This window comes from Campylobacter sp. 2018MI34, from assembly GCF_016598975.1.
In the GTDB taxonomy this organism is placed as follows: Bacteria; Campylobacterota; Campylobacteria; order Campylobacterales; family Campylobacteraceae; genus Campylobacter_D.
On record NZ_JAENKS010000002.1, the window covers coordinates 18,627 to 38,551 of the forward strand.

At 25.5% G+C, this 19,925-nt stretch carries 22 protein-coding genes; 4 read left to right on the plus strand and 18 right to left on the minus strand.

The window, feature by feature from the left end:
• The first annotated feature begins 110 nt into the window (after positions 1–110).
• Together rpe and JG676_RS01045 are read left to right on the plus strand one after the other, a co-directional pair.
• Positions 111–758, plus strand: a complete 648-nt coding sequence (gene rpe, locus JG676_RS01040; RefSeq protein WP_200217060.1) for a ribulose-phosphate 3-epimerase — start codon at positions 111–113, stop codon at positions 756–758.
• Positions 755–1,543, plus strand: a complete 789-nt coding sequence (locus JG676_RS01045) for a 3'-5' exonuclease (RefSeq protein ID WP_200169347.1) — start codon at positions 755–757, stop codon at positions 1,541–1,543. The genes rpe and JG676_RS01045 overlap by 4 nt, the downstream gene beginning before the upstream one ends.
• A gap of 268 nt (positions 1,544–1,811) precedes the next feature.
• Here JG676_RS01045 and JG676_RS01050 read toward each other — a convergent pair whose 3' ends face one another.
• From JG676_RS01050 to JG676_RS01075, 6 genes are read right to left on the minus strand one after another with little or no spacing between them, the layout of a single operon-like run.
• Positions 1,812–2,342, minus strand: a complete 531-nt coding sequence (locus JG676_RS01050; protein ID WP_200217061.1) for a hypothetical protein — start codon at positions 2,340–2,342, stop codon at positions 1,812–1,814.
• Positions 2,332–2,856: a hypothetical protein gene (locus tag JG676_RS01055; RefSeq protein WP_200217062.1), complete on the minus strand. Its 525-nt coding sequence runs from the start codon at positions 2,854–2,856 to the stop codon at positions 2,332–2,334. The genes JG676_RS01050 and JG676_RS01055 overlap by 11 nt, the downstream gene beginning before the upstream one ends.
• On the minus strand, positions 2,846–3,790 hold the full coding sequence (locus tag JG676_RS01060; protein ID WP_200217063.1) for a clan AA aspartic protease: 945 nt from the start codon (positions 3,788–3,790) through the stop codon (positions 2,846–2,848). The genes JG676_RS01055 and JG676_RS01060 overlap by 11 nt, the downstream gene beginning before the upstream one ends.
• Positions 3,790–4,422 (minus strand): lysophospholipid acyltransferase family protein, encoded by a 633-nt coding sequence (locus tag JG676_RS01065; RefSeq protein WP_200169351.1) that lies wholly within the window; start codon positions 4,420–4,422, stop codon positions 3,790–3,792. Before JG676_RS01065 ends, JG676_RS01060 begins: the two co-directional genes overlap by 1 nt.
• Positions 4,406–5,707: a tRNA (N6-isopentenyl adenosine(37)-C2)-methylthiotransferase MiaB gene (gene miaB / locus JG676_RS01070; RefSeq protein ID WP_200169352.1), complete on the minus strand. Its 1,302-nt coding sequence runs from the start codon at positions 5,705–5,707 to the stop codon at positions 4,406–4,408. Before miaB ends, JG676_RS01065 begins: the two co-directional genes overlap by 17 nt.
• A complete protein-coding gene (locus tag JG676_RS01075) occupies positions 5,704–5,946 on the minus strand; it encodes an HP0268 family nuclease (RefSeq protein ID WP_200169353.1) in 243 nt (80 codons plus the stop codon). Before JG676_RS01075 ends, miaB begins: the two co-directional genes overlap by 4 nt.
• Positions 5,947–6,074: 128 nt before the next feature.
• Between JG676_RS01075 and nusA the strand changes: the two genes are divergently transcribed.
• Complete coding sequence (gene nusA, locus JG676_RS01080) at positions 6,075–7,157, plus strand: transcription termination factor NusA (RefSeq protein WP_200217064.1); 1,083 nt, start codon at positions 6,075–6,077, stop codon at positions 7,155–7,157.
• An 8-nt stretch (positions 7,158–7,165) separates the two neighbouring features.
• Here the strand turns inward: nusA and JG676_RS01085 are convergent, their stop codons facing one another.
• From JG676_RS01085 to JG676_RS01140, 12 genes are read right to left on the minus strand one after another with little or no spacing between them, the layout of a single operon-like run.
• A complete protein-coding gene (locus JG676_RS01085) occupies positions 7,166–7,459 on the minus strand; it encodes a hypothetical protein (protein ID WP_200217065.1) in 294 nt (97 codons plus the stop codon).
• 49 nt (positions 7,460–7,508) lie between these two features.
• Complete coding sequence (locus tag JG676_RS01090; RefSeq protein WP_200217066.1) at positions 7,509–8,696, minus strand: MFS transporter; 1,188 nt, start codon at positions 8,694–8,696, stop codon at positions 7,509–7,511.
• Positions 8,683–9,840, minus strand: coding sequence for a 4-hydroxythreonine-4-phosphate dehydrogenase (gene pdxA / locus JG676_RS01095; RefSeq protein ID WP_200217067.1), 1,158 nt, complete (start codon positions 9,838–9,840; stop codon positions 8,683–8,685). The genes JG676_RS01090 and pdxA overlap by 14 nt, the downstream gene beginning before the upstream one ends.
• Positions 9,833–10,606 carry a pyridoxine 5'-phosphate synthase gene (locus JG676_RS01100; protein WP_200217068.1) on the minus strand — a complete coding sequence of 258 codons (774 nt, stop codon included), beginning with the start codon at positions 10,604–10,606 and terminating at the stop codon, positions 9,833–9,835. Before JG676_RS01100 ends, pdxA begins: the two co-directional genes overlap by 8 nt.
• Before the next feature lie 32 nt (positions 10,607–10,638).
• Positions 10,639–11,592, minus strand: coding sequence for an SAM-dependent methyltransferase (locus tag JG676_RS01105; protein WP_200217069.1), 954 nt, complete (start codon positions 11,590–11,592; stop codon positions 10,639–10,641).
• The gene (locus JG676_RS01110) at positions 11,579–12,412 is read right to left on the minus strand and encodes a M23 family metallopeptidase (protein WP_200217070.1); all 834 of its coding nucleotides are present in this window, start codon (positions 12,410–12,412) and stop codon (positions 11,579–11,581) included. The genes JG676_RS01105 and JG676_RS01110 overlap by 14 nt, the downstream gene beginning before the upstream one ends.
• On the minus strand, positions 12,409–14,406 hold the full coding sequence (gene glyS / locus JG676_RS01115) for a glycine--tRNA ligase subunit beta (RefSeq protein WP_200217071.1): 1,998 nt from the start codon (positions 14,404–14,406) through the stop codon (positions 12,409–12,411). The genes JG676_RS01110 and glyS overlap by 4 nt, the downstream gene beginning before the upstream one ends.
• 53 nt (positions 14,407–14,459) lie before the next feature.
• On the minus strand, positions 14,460–15,080 hold the full coding sequence (locus JG676_RS01120) for an HAD family hydrolase (protein WP_200217072.1): 621 nt from the start codon (positions 15,078–15,080) through the stop codon (positions 14,460–14,462).
• The gene (locus JG676_RS01125; protein WP_200169363.1) at positions 15,077–15,412 is read right to left on the minus strand and encodes a hypothetical protein; all 336 of its coding nucleotides are present in this window, start codon (positions 15,410–15,412) and stop codon (positions 15,077–15,079) included. The genes JG676_RS01120 and JG676_RS01125 overlap by 4 nt, the downstream gene beginning before the upstream one ends.
• Before the next feature lie 9 nt (positions 15,413–15,421).
• On the minus strand, positions 15,422–17,047 hold the full coding sequence (locus tag JG676_RS01130; protein ID WP_200217073.1) for a cation:proton antiporter: 1,626 nt from the start codon (positions 17,045–17,047) through the stop codon (positions 15,422–15,424).
• Positions 17,047–17,418: a heat shock protein transcriptional repressor HspR gene (locus JG676_RS01135; protein ID WP_200169365.1), complete on the minus strand. Its 372-nt coding sequence runs from the start codon at positions 17,416–17,418 to the stop codon at positions 17,047–17,049. Before JG676_RS01135 ends, JG676_RS01130 begins: the two co-directional genes overlap by 1 nt.
• Before the next feature lies 1 nt (position 17,419).
• A complete protein-coding gene (locus JG676_RS01140) occupies positions 17,420–18,289 on the minus strand; it encodes a DnaJ C-terminal domain-containing protein (RefSeq protein WP_200169366.1) in 870 nt (289 codons plus the stop codon).
• Positions 18,290–18,487: 198 nt separating this feature from the next.
• On the opposite strand from JG676_RS01140, the gene JG676_RS01145 reads away from it, so the two are divergent.
• Entirely contained in the window at positions 18,488–19,906 is a 1,419-nt protein-coding gene (locus JG676_RS01145; RefSeq protein ID WP_200169367.1) for a DegQ family serine endoprotease, read from the plus strand.
• Positions 19,907–19,925: the final 19 nt, after the last annotated feature.

Genomic DNA, 19,925 nt, shown 5'->3' on the forward strand with positions numbered 1-19,925 from the left:
TTGTATCTAAATAAACTTAAAAATTCAAATTATTTATATTTTTTTAATTTATAAAAGATAAAATTTTTCTAAATTAAATTATTTATATTAATGTAAAAATGAGGTTAGAAATGTATGTAGCCCCTAGTATATTATCTGCTAACTTTTTAAAACTTGAAGAAGAGATTAAGGCAATAGAAAAAGCAGGAGCTGATCTTTTGCATATTGATGTAATGGATGGACATTTTGTTCCAAATTTAACATTCGGCCCTTGTGTAATAGAAAGGATTTCAAGTATTACGAAAATTCCTTTAGATATCCATTTAATGGTAAATGATGTAAGTAAATTTGTAAATCTTTTTATCCCTTTAAAGCCTAAATTTCTTACTTTTCACCTTGAAGCAGAAAATCATCCTATAAGACTTTGTGAATATATAAGATCTCAAGGAATTCATCCTGGTATTGTTTTAAATCCACATACACCCGTAGATTCTATCAAACACATATTAGAATTTGTTGATATAGTACTTTTAATGAGTGTTAATCCAGGATTTGGAGGACAACAATTTTTGCCATTAATATATGAAAAAATTAAAGAATTAAGAGAAATGATTGATAAAAAAAATGCAAAAGTTTTTATAGAGGTAGATGGAGGTATAAATGGTTTAAATGCTAGTGATTTAGAAGCTTGTGGGGCTGATATATTGGTTGCAGGAAATCATATTTTTTCTTCTAATGATTATGCAAGTGCTATTAAATCATTAAAGCTTGAATTTTGAATTTACAACAAATCGATTTAATTATTAATAAACTTATTAAACAAAGTAAATCTTATGAGTGGGTTATTAATGAATTTTCTATGATTGATGAGTTAAAGCATTTAAATTTAGATTTAAAACTTTTAGAGTTTATGGGTATTTCATTTAACCTAAATAAAGATAATACGCTTACTTTAAATTCAAGAATTAGAAATTTTAAAGAAGAAATATTTTGCATTGTTGATATAGAAAGTACAGGCGGTATTAAAAATGGGGAGATTTTAGAAATTGGTGCTGTTAAGATTCAAAATTTTAAAGAAATTGATCGTTTTTGTTCTTTGATAAAAGTTGATGAAATTCCTGATAAAATCACTGAATTAACTGGTATTGATTTGGATATGGTAAGAAGTGCCCCTAATCTTGATATTGTTTTAAAACAATTTAGATCTTTTTTAAAAGATAGTATTTTTGTAGCACATAATGTTCGTTTCGATTATAGTTTTATTTCTAAAGCTTTAAATAATCATAATCTTGGAATTTTGCTTAATCGACGAATTTGCACTATAGAATTTGCACAATGTTGTATTGAAAGTCCAAAATATAAACTTGAAGCTCTTAAAGAGATTTTAGGTATACAAAATATTCATCATAGAGCCTTAAATGATGCTTTAGCTGCAGCTGAAATTTTTAAATATTGCCTTAGTAAACTTCCTTATCATATTAAAACTACAGAAGATCTTATAAATTTTATTAGAACTTCTCGTTTAAAAAACAAAAATTTACTAATAAAAAATAAAAACCTATAAGAATTAAAATAATTAAATTTTGGAATTTCAAAGTTTGAATTTGCGTTTGTTGCGAACAATTAAAAAATTTTACTAATAAAGATATTAAAAAGTTCTAAAATTTATTTTGAAGTTAAAATATAATAAAAAATCTAAATTTTATTATAAATTTAAAAATAAAGATTATTTTTATCTTGAGTTTAAATTTTAAACTATTTTGAAATAATTATAGTAGATTAAGAATTTACAAATTAGAATTTAACTTTTATATAAAAATTATTTAATCAATTTATTTTTTAGAATCAATATAATAAATTTTAATAGGAAAACTTACTGCTATATCTTTATCTTCTGCTTTTAATATAAGAGGATAATCAATTTGAATTAAATTTTTATATTGTTTTAAATTATCAATGAAGTTATATAAAACTCTGGGATTTTTAATATTTGCTTGTATTAATAAATGATTTTTTAGGTAAGGAGTTGATTGATTGATGTCTAAAGATTTTATTTCCACATTTTGAAAATAATTTTTTACAAAATTTGTAAAGTTTTGGATATCAAATTGATGTTTAAATTGTTCTAAGCTTGTATGATTTTCTTTGCGCAAAAGATTTAATTTATCTTCGCTTGCTTTAAGTTCTTTATTGGTTGAGAGAAGTTGTGAATTTTGAATACTTTCTTTTATAATAATTTCTTTATATTCTTTAAGTATGGGCAAAAGTAAAAATAAAATTAATCCAGTGCATATTGTTATAAAACTAAGAGAATAGACAAGAAGTTTTAAAATATTTATTTCTTCAAAACTTTTATCTTTCATTATTATTTCCTATTTTTGTATTAATACTAATAAAACGATACCAACCATTATTAAGTTTATAATAATTTGTATGACTTTCATCAAAAACACTTTTCAAAGGGGTTTCTAAAAGTAAAATAAACATTTCTTTTGTCGGAGTAACGCCTGAAAGCTTTAACGAGTATTTATTTTGCTCTAAACTATCTAAAGTAATTGCATTTGTTTGAATAACCATATCTAAAATGTTTTTAAGGCTTTCTTTAGTATATAGATTTTGTGCATAAAAATTATTTGCCATATAACTTTGATTGAGTAAAATTTTATATAAATCTTCATTTTTTGAAATTTGCTTTTCTTTTAATACCATTTCTTGTTTTTTGTCTTCTATGGAGCTATAAGTAAAACTTACTTTAAATAAATAAATAAAATAAATAAATAAAATAAATAAAATTCCAAATATAAATAAAGCAAACCATGTTTTATCAAAAAGCGTCCAAATAGGTTTCTTTCTTGGTTGTATAAAACTATATTTCATAAAAGTTTATTTCCTCTTGCATTAAAGTTATCATCCAATCTAGGGTATTAATTTTTTCAAATTTTGGCTCTAAAAAGATTTCATTTTCTATTACCTCAAAAGCAGTAAGAGAAAATTCTTCATCACTAAAAAATATAAGCTCATCAATAAAGCTATTGGAATATTTATCATCATTATAAAATTTTTGGATACTTGAAAAGATATAATTGCAAATTTCCATATCGTGACCAAAATTATTTAATTCTTTAAAATCAAGATGATCATTTTGTGGTATATCTTCTTTATTTTCATTTTCTAAAGAATCATATTTTTCTTGTATGTTGATTTCTTGATCGTCTTTAGAAAATAATTCTTCATTTAGAGAATTCGATTGATTTTGAAAGTTAGTTTGAATGAAGCTTTTTTCAAAAACTTTATATTCTCCAAACAAAATGTCTTTTCCTTTGCAAATCATTAAAGTTAAAAAGTTATCATAATTATGTATATATAAAGTTGTTTTCTCTAAATTTAAATTCCTATTTGTAATATGATAATACAACAAAGCAAAAGGAGAATACAAAAAATCAATCCCACTATATTCTTCAAAAAGTTCATTAAAATATTCTATATGTTCTGTAGCAATATAAATTTGTGCATTATTCATAGGCAGACATTTTATGCTCATTTTGCCTACATTAAATTTATCAAGATTACTATCTAAACTTGGAATTAATCCTTGTTCTTGATTGTTTAAAAATAAACCCACATAATATATAAAATATTTTTTACTTAGTGTTTTGATGTATTCTAGAAGTTTTTTTTCATCATCAAAAGTTTTTTCTTGAGTATTAATTAAATTTTTATTTCTATAAATTTTTGCTTTTAAAATTTGTTTATCTTCTTTTAAAAGAATAGCGATAAAAAGCTGAGGAAGATATTTTTTTAAAAAAAACATTAACTAACCTTGAAACTATCCATATTGTATATTTTTTCAAATTCTTTTTTTAAAAAATCTTTTGCTTGATTTTTTGATAAATTAGAAATATCTAAAGGATCAGAAAGTCTATAAATGATTTTGCTAAAAGGTTTTGGTAAAATCATTTGATCCCAACTTGAAAATTTCCAAAAACGATTTGTTTCATAATTTAAAATTCTAATTTTAACATTTTTTTTCTGTGCAATTAAAATAGCTCCATCTGAAATACTATGAAAAGGCCCTCTTGGTCCATCAGGAGTAATTACTATATCGTCTTTTTGATCTAAAACTTTAAAGGCCGATTTTAATGCTGTTCTAGCACCTTTAAAAGTGCTACCTCTTATAGAATGAAGACCATAAAATGAAATAATTTTTGCAATTTTTTCTCCATCTCTGTGCAAAGAAATCATCACATAAGCTTTTTTATCTTTAAATTTAAAATGTCTAAAAGCAAAAGGCATTAATGCTAAGCGTCCGTGCCAAAATAAAATAACATAAGGATTTTCATCTACTTTTTCCCCTTTATATTCTTTGGAGCAAGTTAGAAAAATTAACCATTGCAATAAAAATATTATTCTAGTTAAAAAAATATCTTTAAACAATTTCCCCATAAAGCACCATACGTTTAGCATCTGTAATTTTGACGCGTTTTAATTTTCCTAAAAATTCTTCACTTCCTTGAATTTGGACTAAAAAATTATTATCAGTTCTACCAGCAACAGCTCCGTTGGTTCTTAATTCTTCAAATAAAACTTCCATTTGCTTACCTTTTTGTTTAAGGACAATTTCATCTAAAATTTCATTGTGTCTATTTTGCAAAGTCGTAAGTCTTAAAGAGGCAATATCTTCAGGAATTTGATTTGGCATAGAAGCAGCTTTAGTAAGAGGTCTTTTAGAATATTTAAAAGAAAAAAGTTGCTCAAAACGAACTTGCTCTAAAACATCCATAGTTTCTTCAAAATCTTTATCACTTTCACCTGGAAATGCTACAATAATATCTGTTGATATACTAACATCAGGACAAAGTTCTCTAATTTTAAACGCTCTATTTAAATACCATTCTTTATTATATCCTCTTTTCATAGCTTTTAAAACATTATCAGAGCCACTTTGTAATGGCATATGAATAGACTTGCAAATTTTAGAATTTTTGGCAAAAACTTGTAAAAATTTATCATCCATATGCAAAGGGTGAGGGCTAGTAAAGCGAATGCGCTCTAAACCTTCAATAGAACTAAGTTCTTCTAAGAGATCTGAAAAATCCATTTTTTTATGATTATTGCGAAATTTTTTACCATAATTATTTACATTTTGTCCAAGTAAAAATACTTCTTTTGCTCCTTTTTGAACCGCTTTTAAAGTTTCTTTAAAAATAATATCAAATGGAATTGAAATTTCATCCCCGCGTGTGTAAGGAACTATACAATAAGTGCAATGTTTATCACAACCTATGGAAATGTTAATATAAGTTTTATAAGGACTATTTCGAAAATCAGCAAAAGTAAATTCACTCTCATCATAATCAATATCTATTCCTATAAATTTAGGAGTTTTAATAGCTTTTGTGATTTTTGAAATATTTCTTGCCCCTAAAACAAAATCAACATAAGGAGCTCTTTTAAAAATTTCATTTCCTAAATGAGAAGCAGTGCAACCACAAACGCCTATTTTGGCACCATTTTTTTTAACTTTTTCAAAGGCTCCAATTTCAGAAAACAACTTATGAACAGGTTTTTCTCTTACAGAGCAGGTATTAATGAGTATAAGGTCTGCTTCTTCAATATTCTCAGTTAAGGTATAGTTTTCTTTGTGAGAGAGTTCAGCAATTATATGTTCTGAATCTCTTACATTCATAGCACAACCTAAAGTTTGGATAAATAATTTTTTTTCACTCAAAGAATATGCACCTCATACATAAAATCTGATTCATCAAGTCCGTATTTAATGGTTCTATGATAAACACTAAAACCCTTTTTTTCAAAATATTCTACAAGAGAAATTAACTGTTTATGGGAATTATCTTTATCAAAGTAAAAAAATTTTTGCCCTTCTTTTATAACTGCTTCTTCAATTTTTTCTAAAGTGATATTTTTTGGTTTTTCGTTGATTGAATTTCTTGCTAATTTTATTTCCATAGTTTTTCCTTAACTTCTTTTAAATTTATTATTATATCAATTTTACTTTTAATTAAACTTATTAAAGATATAATTTTTATCTTCTTTAAGCAAATTAATGAAAATTTCCCAAAAAAGGCAATATAGAAATGGAAAAAATTACAGATATTATAGAATCTATTGCTAATGAAAAAAATTTAGATTTAGAAAGTGTTAAAGATAAAGTAATTATTGCATTAATTAACACAGCTAAAAAAATTTATGGTCAAGAATATGATTTTTTTGTTGATAAAAAAAGTTTAAAACTTTATCAAAAAATTACCATTATAGCAGATAATGATGAGAGATTAAGCGAAAATAATGAAAGTTTTATTGCTCTAAGTAAAGCTAGAAAAGAAGCTGGAGAAGTTGAGGTTGGAGATGAGCTTACTTATGAGTGCTCTTTAGAAAATTTAGGAAGAACAGCAGTTAATATTTTACATAAAGAACTTGAATATCATATCCAAAAACTTTTAGAACAAACTATTTTTGAAAAATATAAAAATAAAGCAGGTCAAATAGTTTTTGGTAGTGTTGTGCGTATAGATAGTGAAGAAAATACTTATATAGAAATTGATGAATTAAGAGCTTTTTTACCAAGAAAAAATCGCATCAAAGGAGAAAAATTTAAAATAGGGGACGTTGTTAAAGCAGTTATTCGCCGTGTCTATATTGATAAAGGTATTAAAATAGAACTTTCTAGAACAAGTCCTAAATTTTTAGAACGTTTGCTTGAAGCTGAAGTTCCAGAGATTAAAGATGGTTATGTTAGTATACAAAATTGCGCAAGAATTCCAGGAGAGAGAGCAAAAGTTGTTTTAACAACAAATATGAGCAATATTGATCCAGTGGGAGCTACTGTTGGTGTTAAGGGTGTGAGAATCAATGCGGTAAGCAAAGAGCTTCATAATGAAAATATCGATTGTGTAGAATTTTCAAATGAAATTGAAATTTTAATAGCAAGGGCTTTAGCACCTGCTATTATTAGCTCTGTTAAAATTAAGGATAAAAAAGCTATTGTAAGTTTAAATAATGATCAAAAAAGTAAAGCTATAGGGAGAAATGGAATTAATATTCGTCTTGTTTCTATGTTAAGTTCTTGTGAGATAGAACTTAATGTTCTTGATTCTAAAAATAATGAAAACCCAACAGAAGCATTTAAAAATTTGGAAAATTTATTTAAAAATGTATAATCAAGCTATTATTTAGCTTGATTTGCTTGATCAATAGCTGCAAAGAGTTTATTTAAAATAGTTTCTTCATTCTTTTTGTATTGATCTTCTCTCATTTTTTGCCATGCATAAACACCGAAGTTATTTTTAACACTAGAAAGATCAATATCTTGATTTTGTAATACTTCTTTTTCTTCTTTAGCATCATCTTTTTCTTTATTTTTTATTTCGTTTATGCTTGCCTGAAATTCGTCACTTGAGAAATTTTTTTCTTTAACCTTGCTAAAAAATATGGAATTATTTTGGTTTGGATTTATAATCATGACTTATCCTTTAATTGATTTATAGAATTCAAGCAAATATTATTCCATATTATTTTTTTCTTTTAATTTGGTTAAAAGAAAATTTATCTTTAGCAAAAAAAAGACTTAAAATTAGTGCTGGCAAAACAAATAAAGCACAAAATAATGCATTAAATTCTATCCCAAGATAGCTTAAAACAAGTCCTCCAATAAAAGATGCTAAAGCAATACCAACATTAAAAGCAGCTTCATTAACACTTACTGAGCTATCAATAGTTTTAAAGGTATGCCTTTTGGCCTTAATAATGCTTAAAATCTTTAAGGCACTAATACTTGAGAATGCAAAAAAACCAATCAAAGCTATATTTAAAACAATTAAAATTTTAGAATTCATTGTAAAAAATACACTTAAAAATATAATAATTTGAATGCTTAATATAATTCTTAAAGAGCGAATTGATCCGATTTGACTAACTATTTTTCCTCCCCATAAATTTCCTAAAATTGCACAAATTCCATATAAAAGTAAAATATAAGCACTATCTTGAATTTCAAAACCACTTTTTTCTAATAAAAGTTTTTGTAAGTAAGTATAAAGAATAAATTGAGCCCCACAAGTGCAAATAGTAATAATATAGGTTTTTATCAAATTTGCGTGAGAAAAAGCGGGGATAAGATTTTTAAAACTCATTTGGTTTGGATTAAGATTTTTAGGCATCATTTGTAAAATTCCTATAAATGCTAAAATACTAATTATAAAAATTAACAAAAAGATAAATTTAAATCCAAAATAATGACTAATAAAAGTTCCAAGTGGAACTCCGCTTACTAAAGCTATAGTTAATCCGCTAACCATAATAGCAATAGCTTGGCTTTTTTTATTTTCTGGAGCTATTGCACTTATAGCTAATGTAGCAATAACAAAAAATACCCCATGTTGAGTTCCTGCTATAAATCTCGCAAAGGCACTCAAATAAAAATTTGTACTAAAGAAAATAATTAAATTAGCAAAAGCAAAAATAGCTATATTAATTAAAAGTTGCATATGTCTTTTATAAAAACTCAAAATTATACTAATTAAAGGAGCACCAATTACTACCCCTAGTGCATAAAGCGTTGTAAGATAGCCCGCACTTTTTGCATCAATATTAAAATAATTTTGAACATCAACTAAAACTCCAGCCATAACAAATTCAGTAACACCCATACAAAAAGCACTTAAAGCAAGGGCAAAAATAGCTTTCTTATAATTTTGCATTTTTGTCTTTTTGTATATGATTTAAGTATAGAGCAAATTTAATTGCTTCTTCATAACTTTTAGTTTTTGCTTTATTTTTATAAGCTATATCAAAAGCAGTGCCGTGATCAACACTAGTGCGTATGATAGGCAAATTTAAACTTATATTAATACTTTGTTCAAAGTATAAAGCTTTAAGTGGAGCAAGAGCTAAATCGTGATACATAGCTATAAGTCTATTGCAAGATTTTAAAGAATTTTTAGTAAAAGCTGTATCAGCTACTAAAACTTCTGGAAGATAAAAAGAATGGGTATTAAATTGAAGCAATTCTTCTTTTAAAACTTTATTTTTTAAAGCATTTTGCAATAGAGTTTTTTCTGTAATATTAAATTTTTTTAAAAAAGCATTTTTTTGTTTAGTACTAGTCTTTAAAAAGCTTAAATAAGCATTGCTAAATTCAATAGCTTTTTTGATAAACTCTTCTTCTTTTCCACCTATAACACCATAATCACCAGCGTGTGGATTAAATCCTAAAACCCCAATTTTTTTAAAATGTGTTTGTTCATAAAAATTAATAAAAAATTTAACCAAAGGAATAAATTGAATTTTTTTACTTACTTCTTTTAAAGGAATATGATCGCTAAAAAGCCCTACAAAAAGTTTAGAGCATCCAAGCATCATAATAGCTTCTTTTTTATAAAAAGATCTTAAAGCTTCTGTATGTCCTCTAAAAGGTATATGTGCAAGTTGCCAAGCTTTTTTATGAATAGGAAGGGTAATTAAGGCTTTTGCATATTTTGCTTTTACAAAATTATTAGCTGCTTGAAAACTTAAAAAAGAGTAAAGTCCGCTTTTAGTATCAATTTTTCCAATATTAATATCGAAATTTGAATCAACTTTTGTGTAAAGTTTGCTTTTGAAGCAAAAAATTTTATAATGTTTATTTTCTTCTTGAAGAAAAAAATCTTCCTTATCATTTTTTTCAAAAATAACTAAATTATAATTATCAAGGGTTAAATTTAAAATTTTTAAAGCTTGGGAAAGTAAATTAGGGTGGATAAAATAATAAGGTGTGCAAATTTTTGAAATGATAGGATGAGCTTTAATTAGAATTTCGCAAGAAATTCCATTAATATCACCTATGCTTATAGCTAATTTATCCATTCATTAAAGCCTTCATTTCTAAAATAGCTTCTTTAAGACCTACAAAAACAGATCTTGCAATAATACTTTGACCTATATTTAATTCGTCTATAGCTTTAATTTTTACTATTTCTTGAACATTTTTATAATTAAGTCCGTGCCCTGCAGCAACTTTTAAGCTTAGTTCTTTTGCCTTTAAAGCACAAAGAGAAATAGCATTTAATTCTTCTTTTAATTTTTGCTCTAAAATTTTAGGGTTTAAATCAAGTTCTTTAATTTTATATGGAGTTTTTAAAATATTGCTAAAAATTGCATTGTATAAATTAGCATATAATCCTGTGTGAAGTTCTATAAAATCAACTTTTAATGAAAAAGCTTTTTGGATATTTTTTAAATTAGGATCTATAAATAAAGAAATTTCAATATCTGCTTGTTTTAATTTTTTTATACTAGAAATTAAATTTTTATGATCCAAACAAAGCCCACCTTCTGTGGTGAGTTCTTCTCTTTTTTCTGGAACTAAGGTAACGCGTTTTGGTTTTAAAGTACAAGCAAGATCAAGAATTTCATTATTTAAAGCACATTCTAAATTAATAGGATTTTTACAATGTTTGATTAAATCTTTTAAATCTTTTTCATTAGTGTGGCGTCTATCTTCTCTTACGTGAATAGTAATTTGATCGCAAAAATGACAAGCAAATAAAGCTGCTTCTAAAAGATTTGGATCATTTACTTTTCTAGCTTCTCTTAAAACAGCTATATGATCAATATTTACCCCTAAAAGCATAGTATTCCTCCATTTTTTAATTATATTGTTATTCAAGTTTTTTGAAATTCAAAAAAGTGAAATTTATCATTAAAATTGAAAAAAAGGTATTTAGCTTGTTGTAAAAAATTTTCATAACTTTTAATACTTTTATTTCGAGTGTATTTTAATAATTTTTCAAAACCAAAGTGCAATAAAGCTTCTTTTTGTTTTTCAAAGGAAAGAATTTTAAAATTATAAAAATTACAAAGTTGTTGTAAATGAGTAAAATTAACATCATAAGTAAGATCGCTTTTGCCAAAAAAATCTTGCAAATTACTTGTAAAAGGATTAAAAATTTTATGATTTTGATAGATTCTTAGACTTAAAGAATTTGGATTTAATGTTCCATAATCAAAGCTAGCAAGAATAAACTTTTTACAAGCTTTATTTAAATCTTCAAAAAAGTCTTCTAAAGCAAAACTTAATTCCCCCTTTGAAAGTTTCAATTCTTGACATTTTGATTTGGTATAGCTATCTATATTTGAAAAATAAATTTTATAATCCTTAATAAAGGCCATTTTATCTTCATTGATTAATTCACAAGAGAAACTATCAAAAAGTTCATTGCAAAAAATAAAAGCATTTTCAAAATTGCATTCTTTTAAGGAATTTTTATGATGAAAGTCTATATTTTGTAAAGTTTGTTTTTGTAAAGTTTGTAATCTTAAATGTGGTTCTACAATATAAAATTCTATTTCTTTAAAAAGCTCTGGTCTAAATTCAAGTAAGGCGCTTAAAAAATCTTTACTTAAATACCCTTCATTTGCTCCTATCTCTACAACCTGCAAAGGAGGAGTTAAAATTTTTTTATCAATTAAATCTAGAAAATGCTGAGCAATTAAAGTCCCAAAAAGATTTCCTACACTAACAGCAGTAAAGAAATCTCCCTCTTTGCCTATTTTAGTAGCTTTTTTGTAGTAGTTTTGATGTAGCCAATTTTCAAAAAATTCACTAAATTTTTTCATTGTTTAATAAAGCGTTATATTTTTCAATAAAATCAATAGGATCAACTTGTTTTTGATTAACAATAATACCAAAATGTAAATGAGGTCCACTTACTCTTCCGCTATCTCCACTTAATCCTATAATTTGTCCTTTTTTAATCTTATCTCCAGTTTTCACTAAAATTTTTGAAAGATGATAATATTGAGAATATATTCCATATCCGTGATCAATAATTATAGAATTTCCAGCATAGTAGCGGTTTTTAGCAAGTTTGACTATACCTGAATTTGCAGCTTTTATTTGTGTTCCAATTTTTGCTCTAAAATCAGTACCGCTATGATAAGAGGCTAATTTATCGTTAAAAATTCTTGCTTTACCAAAAGAGCTTGTAATAAAAGAATCAAGAGGTTTTTGAAAATTTGCACTTATAAAGGTATTTGGAGTGTAATTAGCATAAATTAAAGAAGCTTCTTTAAATTCATTAGCAATTTGTTTTTGTTTTTCTTTAGAAGGAAAAACTTTATTTGGTGCAACTTGTAGAAATTCTTTTTTATAACTACCCTCTAAAGAATTTATAGTGTATATTTGTTCTTTATTAGTATAAATTGCTTTAATAATATTTTTTTTAGTTGGATTTTTATAAGGGAGTGAAAATATTATCACAACTTTATTTTTATCATTTGGATGGATGAAAAAATTAATTTTTTTATCATTTAGTGTAATTTGTTGTAAATCTTTTTTATCAAATTCTAAAAATAAAGCTTGTCCTTTAATGAGATTAATATTTTCTTCTGCAAAAAGAAATTGTAAAAAAAATAAAAAAATAAATATTTTTTTCATAAACTCACTTCTTTGATATCTGCAATTTTTAAAAATTCATTATAAATTTGATATATAAGCGCTTGGCGATTATTTTTTATCTTTTCATCATCAACATTAATCATTACTTTATCAAAAAAGTTATCAATAAAAGGTTTTAAAGCAAACAAACTAGTCAATTTTTCTTCTATATCATTAAAGTTCAAGGTATTTAAAAATGCTTCATAAAGCTTCATTTCTTCTTCTTGCGTAAAAAGTGTTTTTTCTAACGGATACTTTGGCTTTGAAGCTATATTAGCAAGACGTTTAAAAGTGCTAAAGTTTTCATTAAAATTTTCTTTTTGACTAAGTTTTATTAAAGCTTTAATAGCATTATTAATATAAATAATATTAGTATTTTTAGAACTTAATACTGCTTTAATAAAAGAGGCATTAACCTCATAAAAAGTATAGAGTCTTTCAAAAATAAAATCTTTTAAAATTTGTATATTAAATTCTTTGTAATTTTTGCTAATTTTTGAAAATAGCATATCAAGATTTAAATCTTTTTTTGTATTTAAAATAATTTTTAAAACTCCACTCGCTGCACGTCTTAATGCATAAGGATCTTTACTTCCGCTTGGAAGTTTTCCTATGGAGAAAAGTCCTAAAAGTGTATCGAGTTTATTAGCTAAAGATACTATACTAGAAAATTCATTGCTTGGAAGTTTAGAATTTTCTCCATCAGGTAAATATTGTTCTTTGATAGCTAAGCAAATTGCTTCATTAAATCCCATAGCTTTAGCATAATAAGACCCCATAATGCCCTGTAAATTTGTAAATTCATAAACCATTTGCGAATTAAGATCAGCTTTTGAATATTGTATAGCTGTTTTGATATCTTTAATATTTAAATTATTATAAATTTGACATAGAATTTCTGCTATATACTCTTCTCTTAAGCATTTATCTTTCATTGAACCCAAATTTTCAAGATAAGTAATATGTGAGAGTTTATCTGGATTTAAACCAGTTTTTAAATCATTTTTCCAAAAGAACATAGCATCGCTTAATCTTGCACGCAGAACTCTTTCATTGCCTTCTATAATTTGCGTGTAGTCTTTACAAACTGAATTGCTTACGACTATAAAATGATTGCTTAGTTTTTCATCTTTAAAAACAGCAAAATAACGTTGATTTTCTCTCATTGAAGTGATAATAACTTCTTTAGGAATTTCAAGATAATTTTTATCAAAGTTTCCTAATAAAGCACTAGGATATTCAGTAATAGCAATAATTTCATCAAGTAACTCATCATCTTGTGCAATATTGATAAAATGTTTTTGTTCTAAAGCTTTAAATTCATTAAGAATTTTTTCTTTTCTTTTTTTGGGATCTAAAATAATATAATTTTCTTCTAAAATTTGAAAATAAGCTTGTATATTGTTAAAGCTTAACAAATCATAACTAATACTTCTATGGATAAAAGTTTTATTTGAGCTTTTAACTCCATAAAGTTCAAATTCAAGCACTTCATCATCTAAAAGACAAGCTATAGATCTTATGGCTCTAATAAATTCAAAAGTATGAGCTCCCCACCTCATACTTTTGCCAAAATTAAGGCTTTTTAAAAAATTTTCTATCATTAAAGGTAAAATTTCTTGACTTGTTTTCCCTTGGATGTATTTTTTATAATATAAAACCTCTTTTCCTTTAAGCTCTTTAAATTCAAGTTCTTCTTCATTTATACCTGCTTTTTGTAAAAAGCTAAGTCCAGCATTGCTTAACTTGCCATCTTTATAAGCTATATTTTTAGGAGCTCCTATAAATTCTACAAAAGAATTTTCTTGTTTTTCTTTGAAATTTTGATGAAAAAACACTAATCTTCTTGGGGTATAATAAAATTTAAATTCACTTTCTAATTTATAATTTTTTAAAACTTCATTCCATTTTTTTTCTATGTTTGGAAGTTCTTTTAGTAAGGGTAAAGCGGGTAATTCTTCAACTCCGATTTCTATCAATAAATTTTTACTCATTGCCAACTCTTTATAAATTTAATTTTAATTTTATCTTTTTTTATTTGAAAAACTTATAAATAATTTTCTAATAAAGCTTTTAATTCTAAAGCATTACTAAATTCATCTTTTAAAATTTCTTTTGCATACCATTTTGCATTAAAATAAATAACATTGGCATTTTTGGCACATTCTTTATCCTTTAAGCTATCACCTATAAAAATGCTAGTTGAAAAAGGTGCTTCTGCTTTTATAAGATTTAACATCATGGGATCTGGTTTTGGACTGATTCCTGCACTTACTCCTAAAATTTTACTAAAGAAATTAATAATATTATGTTTTTTTAAAATATCAGTTAAAGAGCCTTGAGGAGCATTTGTTGCAATGGCTAAATAACAAGATTTATTTTTTAAAAATTCTAAAATTTCATAAACTCCTTCGTATAAATTCGCACTTTGATCATAGTGTTTTAGAAAATATTTTTCAAAACCTTCTTTAAAATTAGGATGATTTACATCATCAATATTATAAAGTTCTTTACTCCAATTAATTCCTGGTGTATTAATAATTTGATAAATAGTTTCTTTAGGAAGAGGACTTAAATTTAGATCTTTTCTAATTTCATTTACCGCAGCACTTATAGCATTTGCACTATCAATTAAAGTTCCATCCATATCAAAAATAACATTAATCACATATACTCCTTTAAATAATTTTTATATTTATCTTTCTTGTAATTTTGGTTTTTTTTAAGTTTTTCTATAAAATGAACTTGTTTTAAAAGATCGTTTTGTTCCATAGAAAAATTTAAACAGGTATTAGCAAAATTTTCTAAGTTCTTAATATAGTTTGAACTAATAAAAACAAAAGGATCTTTTTTAAGAATTTGGGCATTTTTTAAAACTTTTTCTCTAAATTTTTCTAAATCAAAATTTTCTTTTTTTAAAGAAAGACTTGCTTCATTAAAAAATTTTTCTAAATTTCTTATATATTTAATTCTTATTTTTTTTTCTTCATTTTTGGTCAAAATTATCCTTTAAATATTTTTTTGAATACGACATTCTACAGCTTGTTGAACTAAATTTCTAGCTAAAACTTTTTCTGATTTAACAATGTGTATGTTTTTATCGATATTTGAGAAAAGAAATTTTTCTAAATTTCCATTGATATGAATAATAATATCAATAGGTTTTGAAAAACCTGATAAAATTTGGCAAAGCATAGCTAATTTATTTTCATTACTAAAAGTAATGATTACAACAGCACATTCTTCTATATTGGCAATTTTTAAAGTCTCTTTTTGAGCTACATTTGCAAAATAAACATTTTCTCCACGGCTTAGACCAAGTTCTACTAAATTAAGATCATTTTCTAAAACTATATAAGGAATACCGGTTCGTTTTATTTTTTGCACAACTTCTTGTCCTAAATTTCCATATCCAAAAATTACTAAATGGTTTTTAAGAATCGTTTGATCTTGAATATTGTGATTTAAATTAGGAGTTAAAGTTATATCTTCTACTATATTTGTAATTTTTCTTATATTATTTAAAATAAAAGGTGTTAGTATCATAGTTATAATAGAAGTTACAATGAGAATTTGGCCAATTTTAAGATCAAGCATTTCTTTAGCTTGTAAAAGTGAAAAAATTGCTAAAGCAAATTCTCCTATTTGACAAATACTAAAAGCAGTTTTTAGGGCTACACTTTTTTTGGTGTATAAAAATAAAAAACCAAAAACAATTATAAATTTAAAGACTAGAACTAAAAAGGTAAGACATAATATAATAAACCAGTTTTCAAAGACAACATTAAATTGAATTTGCATTCCCATTGTTATAAAGAATAACCCTAAGAGCAAATCTCTAAAAGGGATCAAATCTGCTTCAATTTTATGTTTGTATTTAGTTTCTGCTATAAGAACTCCTGCTATAAAAGCACCAAGTGAATAAGAAAAACCAAAATTATTCGCTAAAAAACTTGCTCCAATTACCATAAAAAGTATAGTTACTATAAAAGTTTCTTGAGAAGAAGTATATATAACAAAACGAAAAATTCTATCAACTAAATATTTACTTATTAAGTAAAGTAGGGCAAGTAAAATGATAGCACTAATAAAAATAGTTAATACTAGTTGAGATACATTGGTATTTTGTGAAGAAAAAATTTCAACAATTAAAAGTAGAGGAATTACAGCTATATCTTGAAAAAGCAAAATTCCAAGTGCTTTTTTTCCATAAGCTTCATTAATGTCTGCATTATCATTTAAAATTTTTAAAACAATAGCCGTAGATGAAAGGGCAAGGGTAAAGCCTACAATCATTGCTGTTTCATTTTTAAGTCCTAAAAGTAATATAACTATAAAACTACAAATAAGCCCACAAGTAAGCATTTGCAAACTACCATTTAAAAATACTTCTTGTTTCATTGCTAGAAGATGTTTAAAAGAAAATTCAAGACCTATAGTGAACATTAAAAAAACAATACCAAATTCAGCAATATCAGTTAATTCGTGATTTCCATTAAAATGATAAATTTGGCTAATAATTATTCCAGTAACAATATAAGCTATTATTGTAGGAATTTCAAATTTTTTGAAAATTACATTTAAAACAATGACACTAGAAGCAGCAATTAAAAAAATTTGTAAAAAATTTTCCATTATTTTTTCTCATAGAAAATCAAATCAAAGCTACTTTGGTGTTTTATAACAGCTTTTGATTTACCTCCATTTTCTTTTTTGCTTAATTCTAAACGCAGTTCGTTGATTAAACTTTCAAATTCTTGAATTTGATTTTTAAGTTTTAAAATAACATCAACTCCTGCTAAATTAATGCCCATATCTCTTGTGAGTCTTAATATGAGTTTAATACGATCAATATCTCTTTGAGAATAAAGTCTAATTTTTCCATCTGTTCTGCTAGGCTCAACCAAACCTTCTCTTTCGTATTGTCTTAAAGTTTGAGGGTGTATGCTAAGAACTTTGGCAACAACGCTTATTAAATAGACTGGTTCATCATAGTTGTGTTCCATGTTAATCCTTTAATTTTTCTTTTAAAAGTGTAAGTAAATTTTGATCTAAATCATCAGTGTTAGGCAAAATAATATTTAAAATTAAATACATATCTCCATAAATTTTTGTTTTTCTATTTTGCACTCCATAACCCTTAAGACGAATTTTTTGACCATTTTTAGAATTAGGAGGAATACTAAAATTCACCTCTTTTTTCGGGGTTTGTATGCTAACTTTCCCTCCAAATAAAGCTGTTTTAAGACTAATATCAAATTTTCTTGTAAGATCATCGTCATCTCTTTCATAAATAGGGCTTTTTTGAATTTTTACTTTAATAATTAGATCTCCAACTTTTAAACCTTTTTTTCTACCTTTTCCTTTAGCTCTTAATTTTTCTCCATCTTTTATTCCATGGGGAATTTTGATTTTAATATTTTCTCCATTGTAGTTAAAACTATATTCACCCCCTAAAATACCAATTTCAAATGGAATTTCAATATTGGTATTAGCATCTAAATCCTCTTCAAAATCTCCAAATCCACTAAAATTACTTCCAAATCCTTGTGAGTTAAATCCTTTAAACCCACCCCCTTGACTTCTTGCAAAAAGGTCATTAATTATATCATTAATATCAAATCCACTACTATTACGTGAAAAATCTTGAAAACTTTGTCCGCCAAATATACTATCTCCATATTGATCATATTGTGCTCTTTTTTTGTCATCGCTTAGAATTTCATATGCGGCGTTAATTTCTTTGAATTTTTCTTCAGCGCCTTTTTCTTTATTTATGTCAGGATGGTATTTTCTTGCTAAGCGACGATAAGCTTTTTTTATTTCATCACTACTTGCATTTTTTGATACGCCTAAAGTTTCATATAAACTATTCATAATTTTCCTTAATATTTAAAACTATAAAATAAACTTTTTTATTATTTTTATTAAGATTATATCATAAACTTTAGTCTTAGTCAATCAAGTTTTATAAATTTTTATACTCAAGTTTTCATTTACAATTTTGTAAATTTTTAGATTTATACTTATACAAATTATATTAAAAAATAATTTTACTATTGAAAGGAAATAATTATGAAAAAAATATTTTTATGCGTTACTTTGGCTAGTTACTTATTTAGTGCAAATATTATTTTTAATGAGGCAAACTCAAATCCAGATCGTGTAAATCCTGCTAATGGCTCTAATATAGTTTTATCTTATCATGATGCTATTAAAGATGTAAAAAAATCTGTTGTAAATATTTCAACTTCTAAAACAATAGAATATTCAGATAGAGCCAATCCTTTAGAAGAGTTTTTTAATGATCCTTATTTTAAACAATTTTTTGATTTTGATTTTCCAAAGCGTAGAGGAAAAAGCGATAAAGAAGTCGTTAATTCTTTAGGATCTGGGGTAATAATTTCTAAAGATGGATATATAGTTACAAATAATCATGTTGTAGAAGATGCAGATAATATTATGGTAAATTTACCAGGAAGTGATGCAGAATATAAAGCTAAACTTATAGGAAAAGACCCGAAAACAGATTTAGCTGTAATAAAAATAGAGGCAAATAATCTTCAAGCTGTAACTTTTTCAAATTCTGATGATTTAATGGAAGGTGATATAGTTTTTGCTCTTGGAAATCCTTTTGGTGTAGGTTTTAGTGTAACAAGTGGTATCATTTCTGCTCTTAATAAAGATAATATTGGTCTTAATCAATATGAAAATTTTATCCAAACAGATGCTTCTATAAATCCAGGAAATTCAGGGGGAGCTTTAGTGGATACAAGAGGTTTTCTTGTGGGAATTAATTCAGCAATTCTCTCAAGAGGAGGTGGTAACAATGGTATAGGATTTGCTATCCCTTCTAATATGGTTAAAGATATTTCAAAAAAACTAATACAAAATGGTAAGGTTGAAAGAGGAATTTTAGGTGTTACTATTTCAGCTTTACAAGGAGATACTAAAAAAGCTTACAAAAATCAAGAAGGAGCTTTAATTACAGATATTCAAAAAGGATCCTCAGCAGATGATGCTAAACTCAAAAGAGGTGATCTAGTTATAAAAGTAAATGATAAAATTATTAAAAGTCCAACAGATCTTAAAAATTATATTGGAACTTTAGAGCCTAATCAAAATATAAGTATAACCTATGAAAGAGATGGAGTTGTTAAACAGGTAAGTTTTATTTTAAAAGGTGATAAAGAGATTAAAACAAATCAGACTAATATTATTGATGGCTTAAATTTAAAAGAACTTAATGCCAATTTAAAAGCAAAACTTCAAATTCCAAGTGATATTAATGGTGTTTTAGTAGATGAGGTTAAAAATAAAAGCAAAGCAAAAGATGCAGGATTTAGAACAGGAGATATTATAGTTGGAGTTGAACAAATTGAAATAAAAAATTTAAAAGATTTAAGCGAAGCTTTTAAAAAAATAGGAAAGAAAGAATGGATTAAAGTTTGGGTTTATCGTAGTGGTTTTGTTACATTGCTTGTTATAAAATAATAAATTTAATTTATAGTAT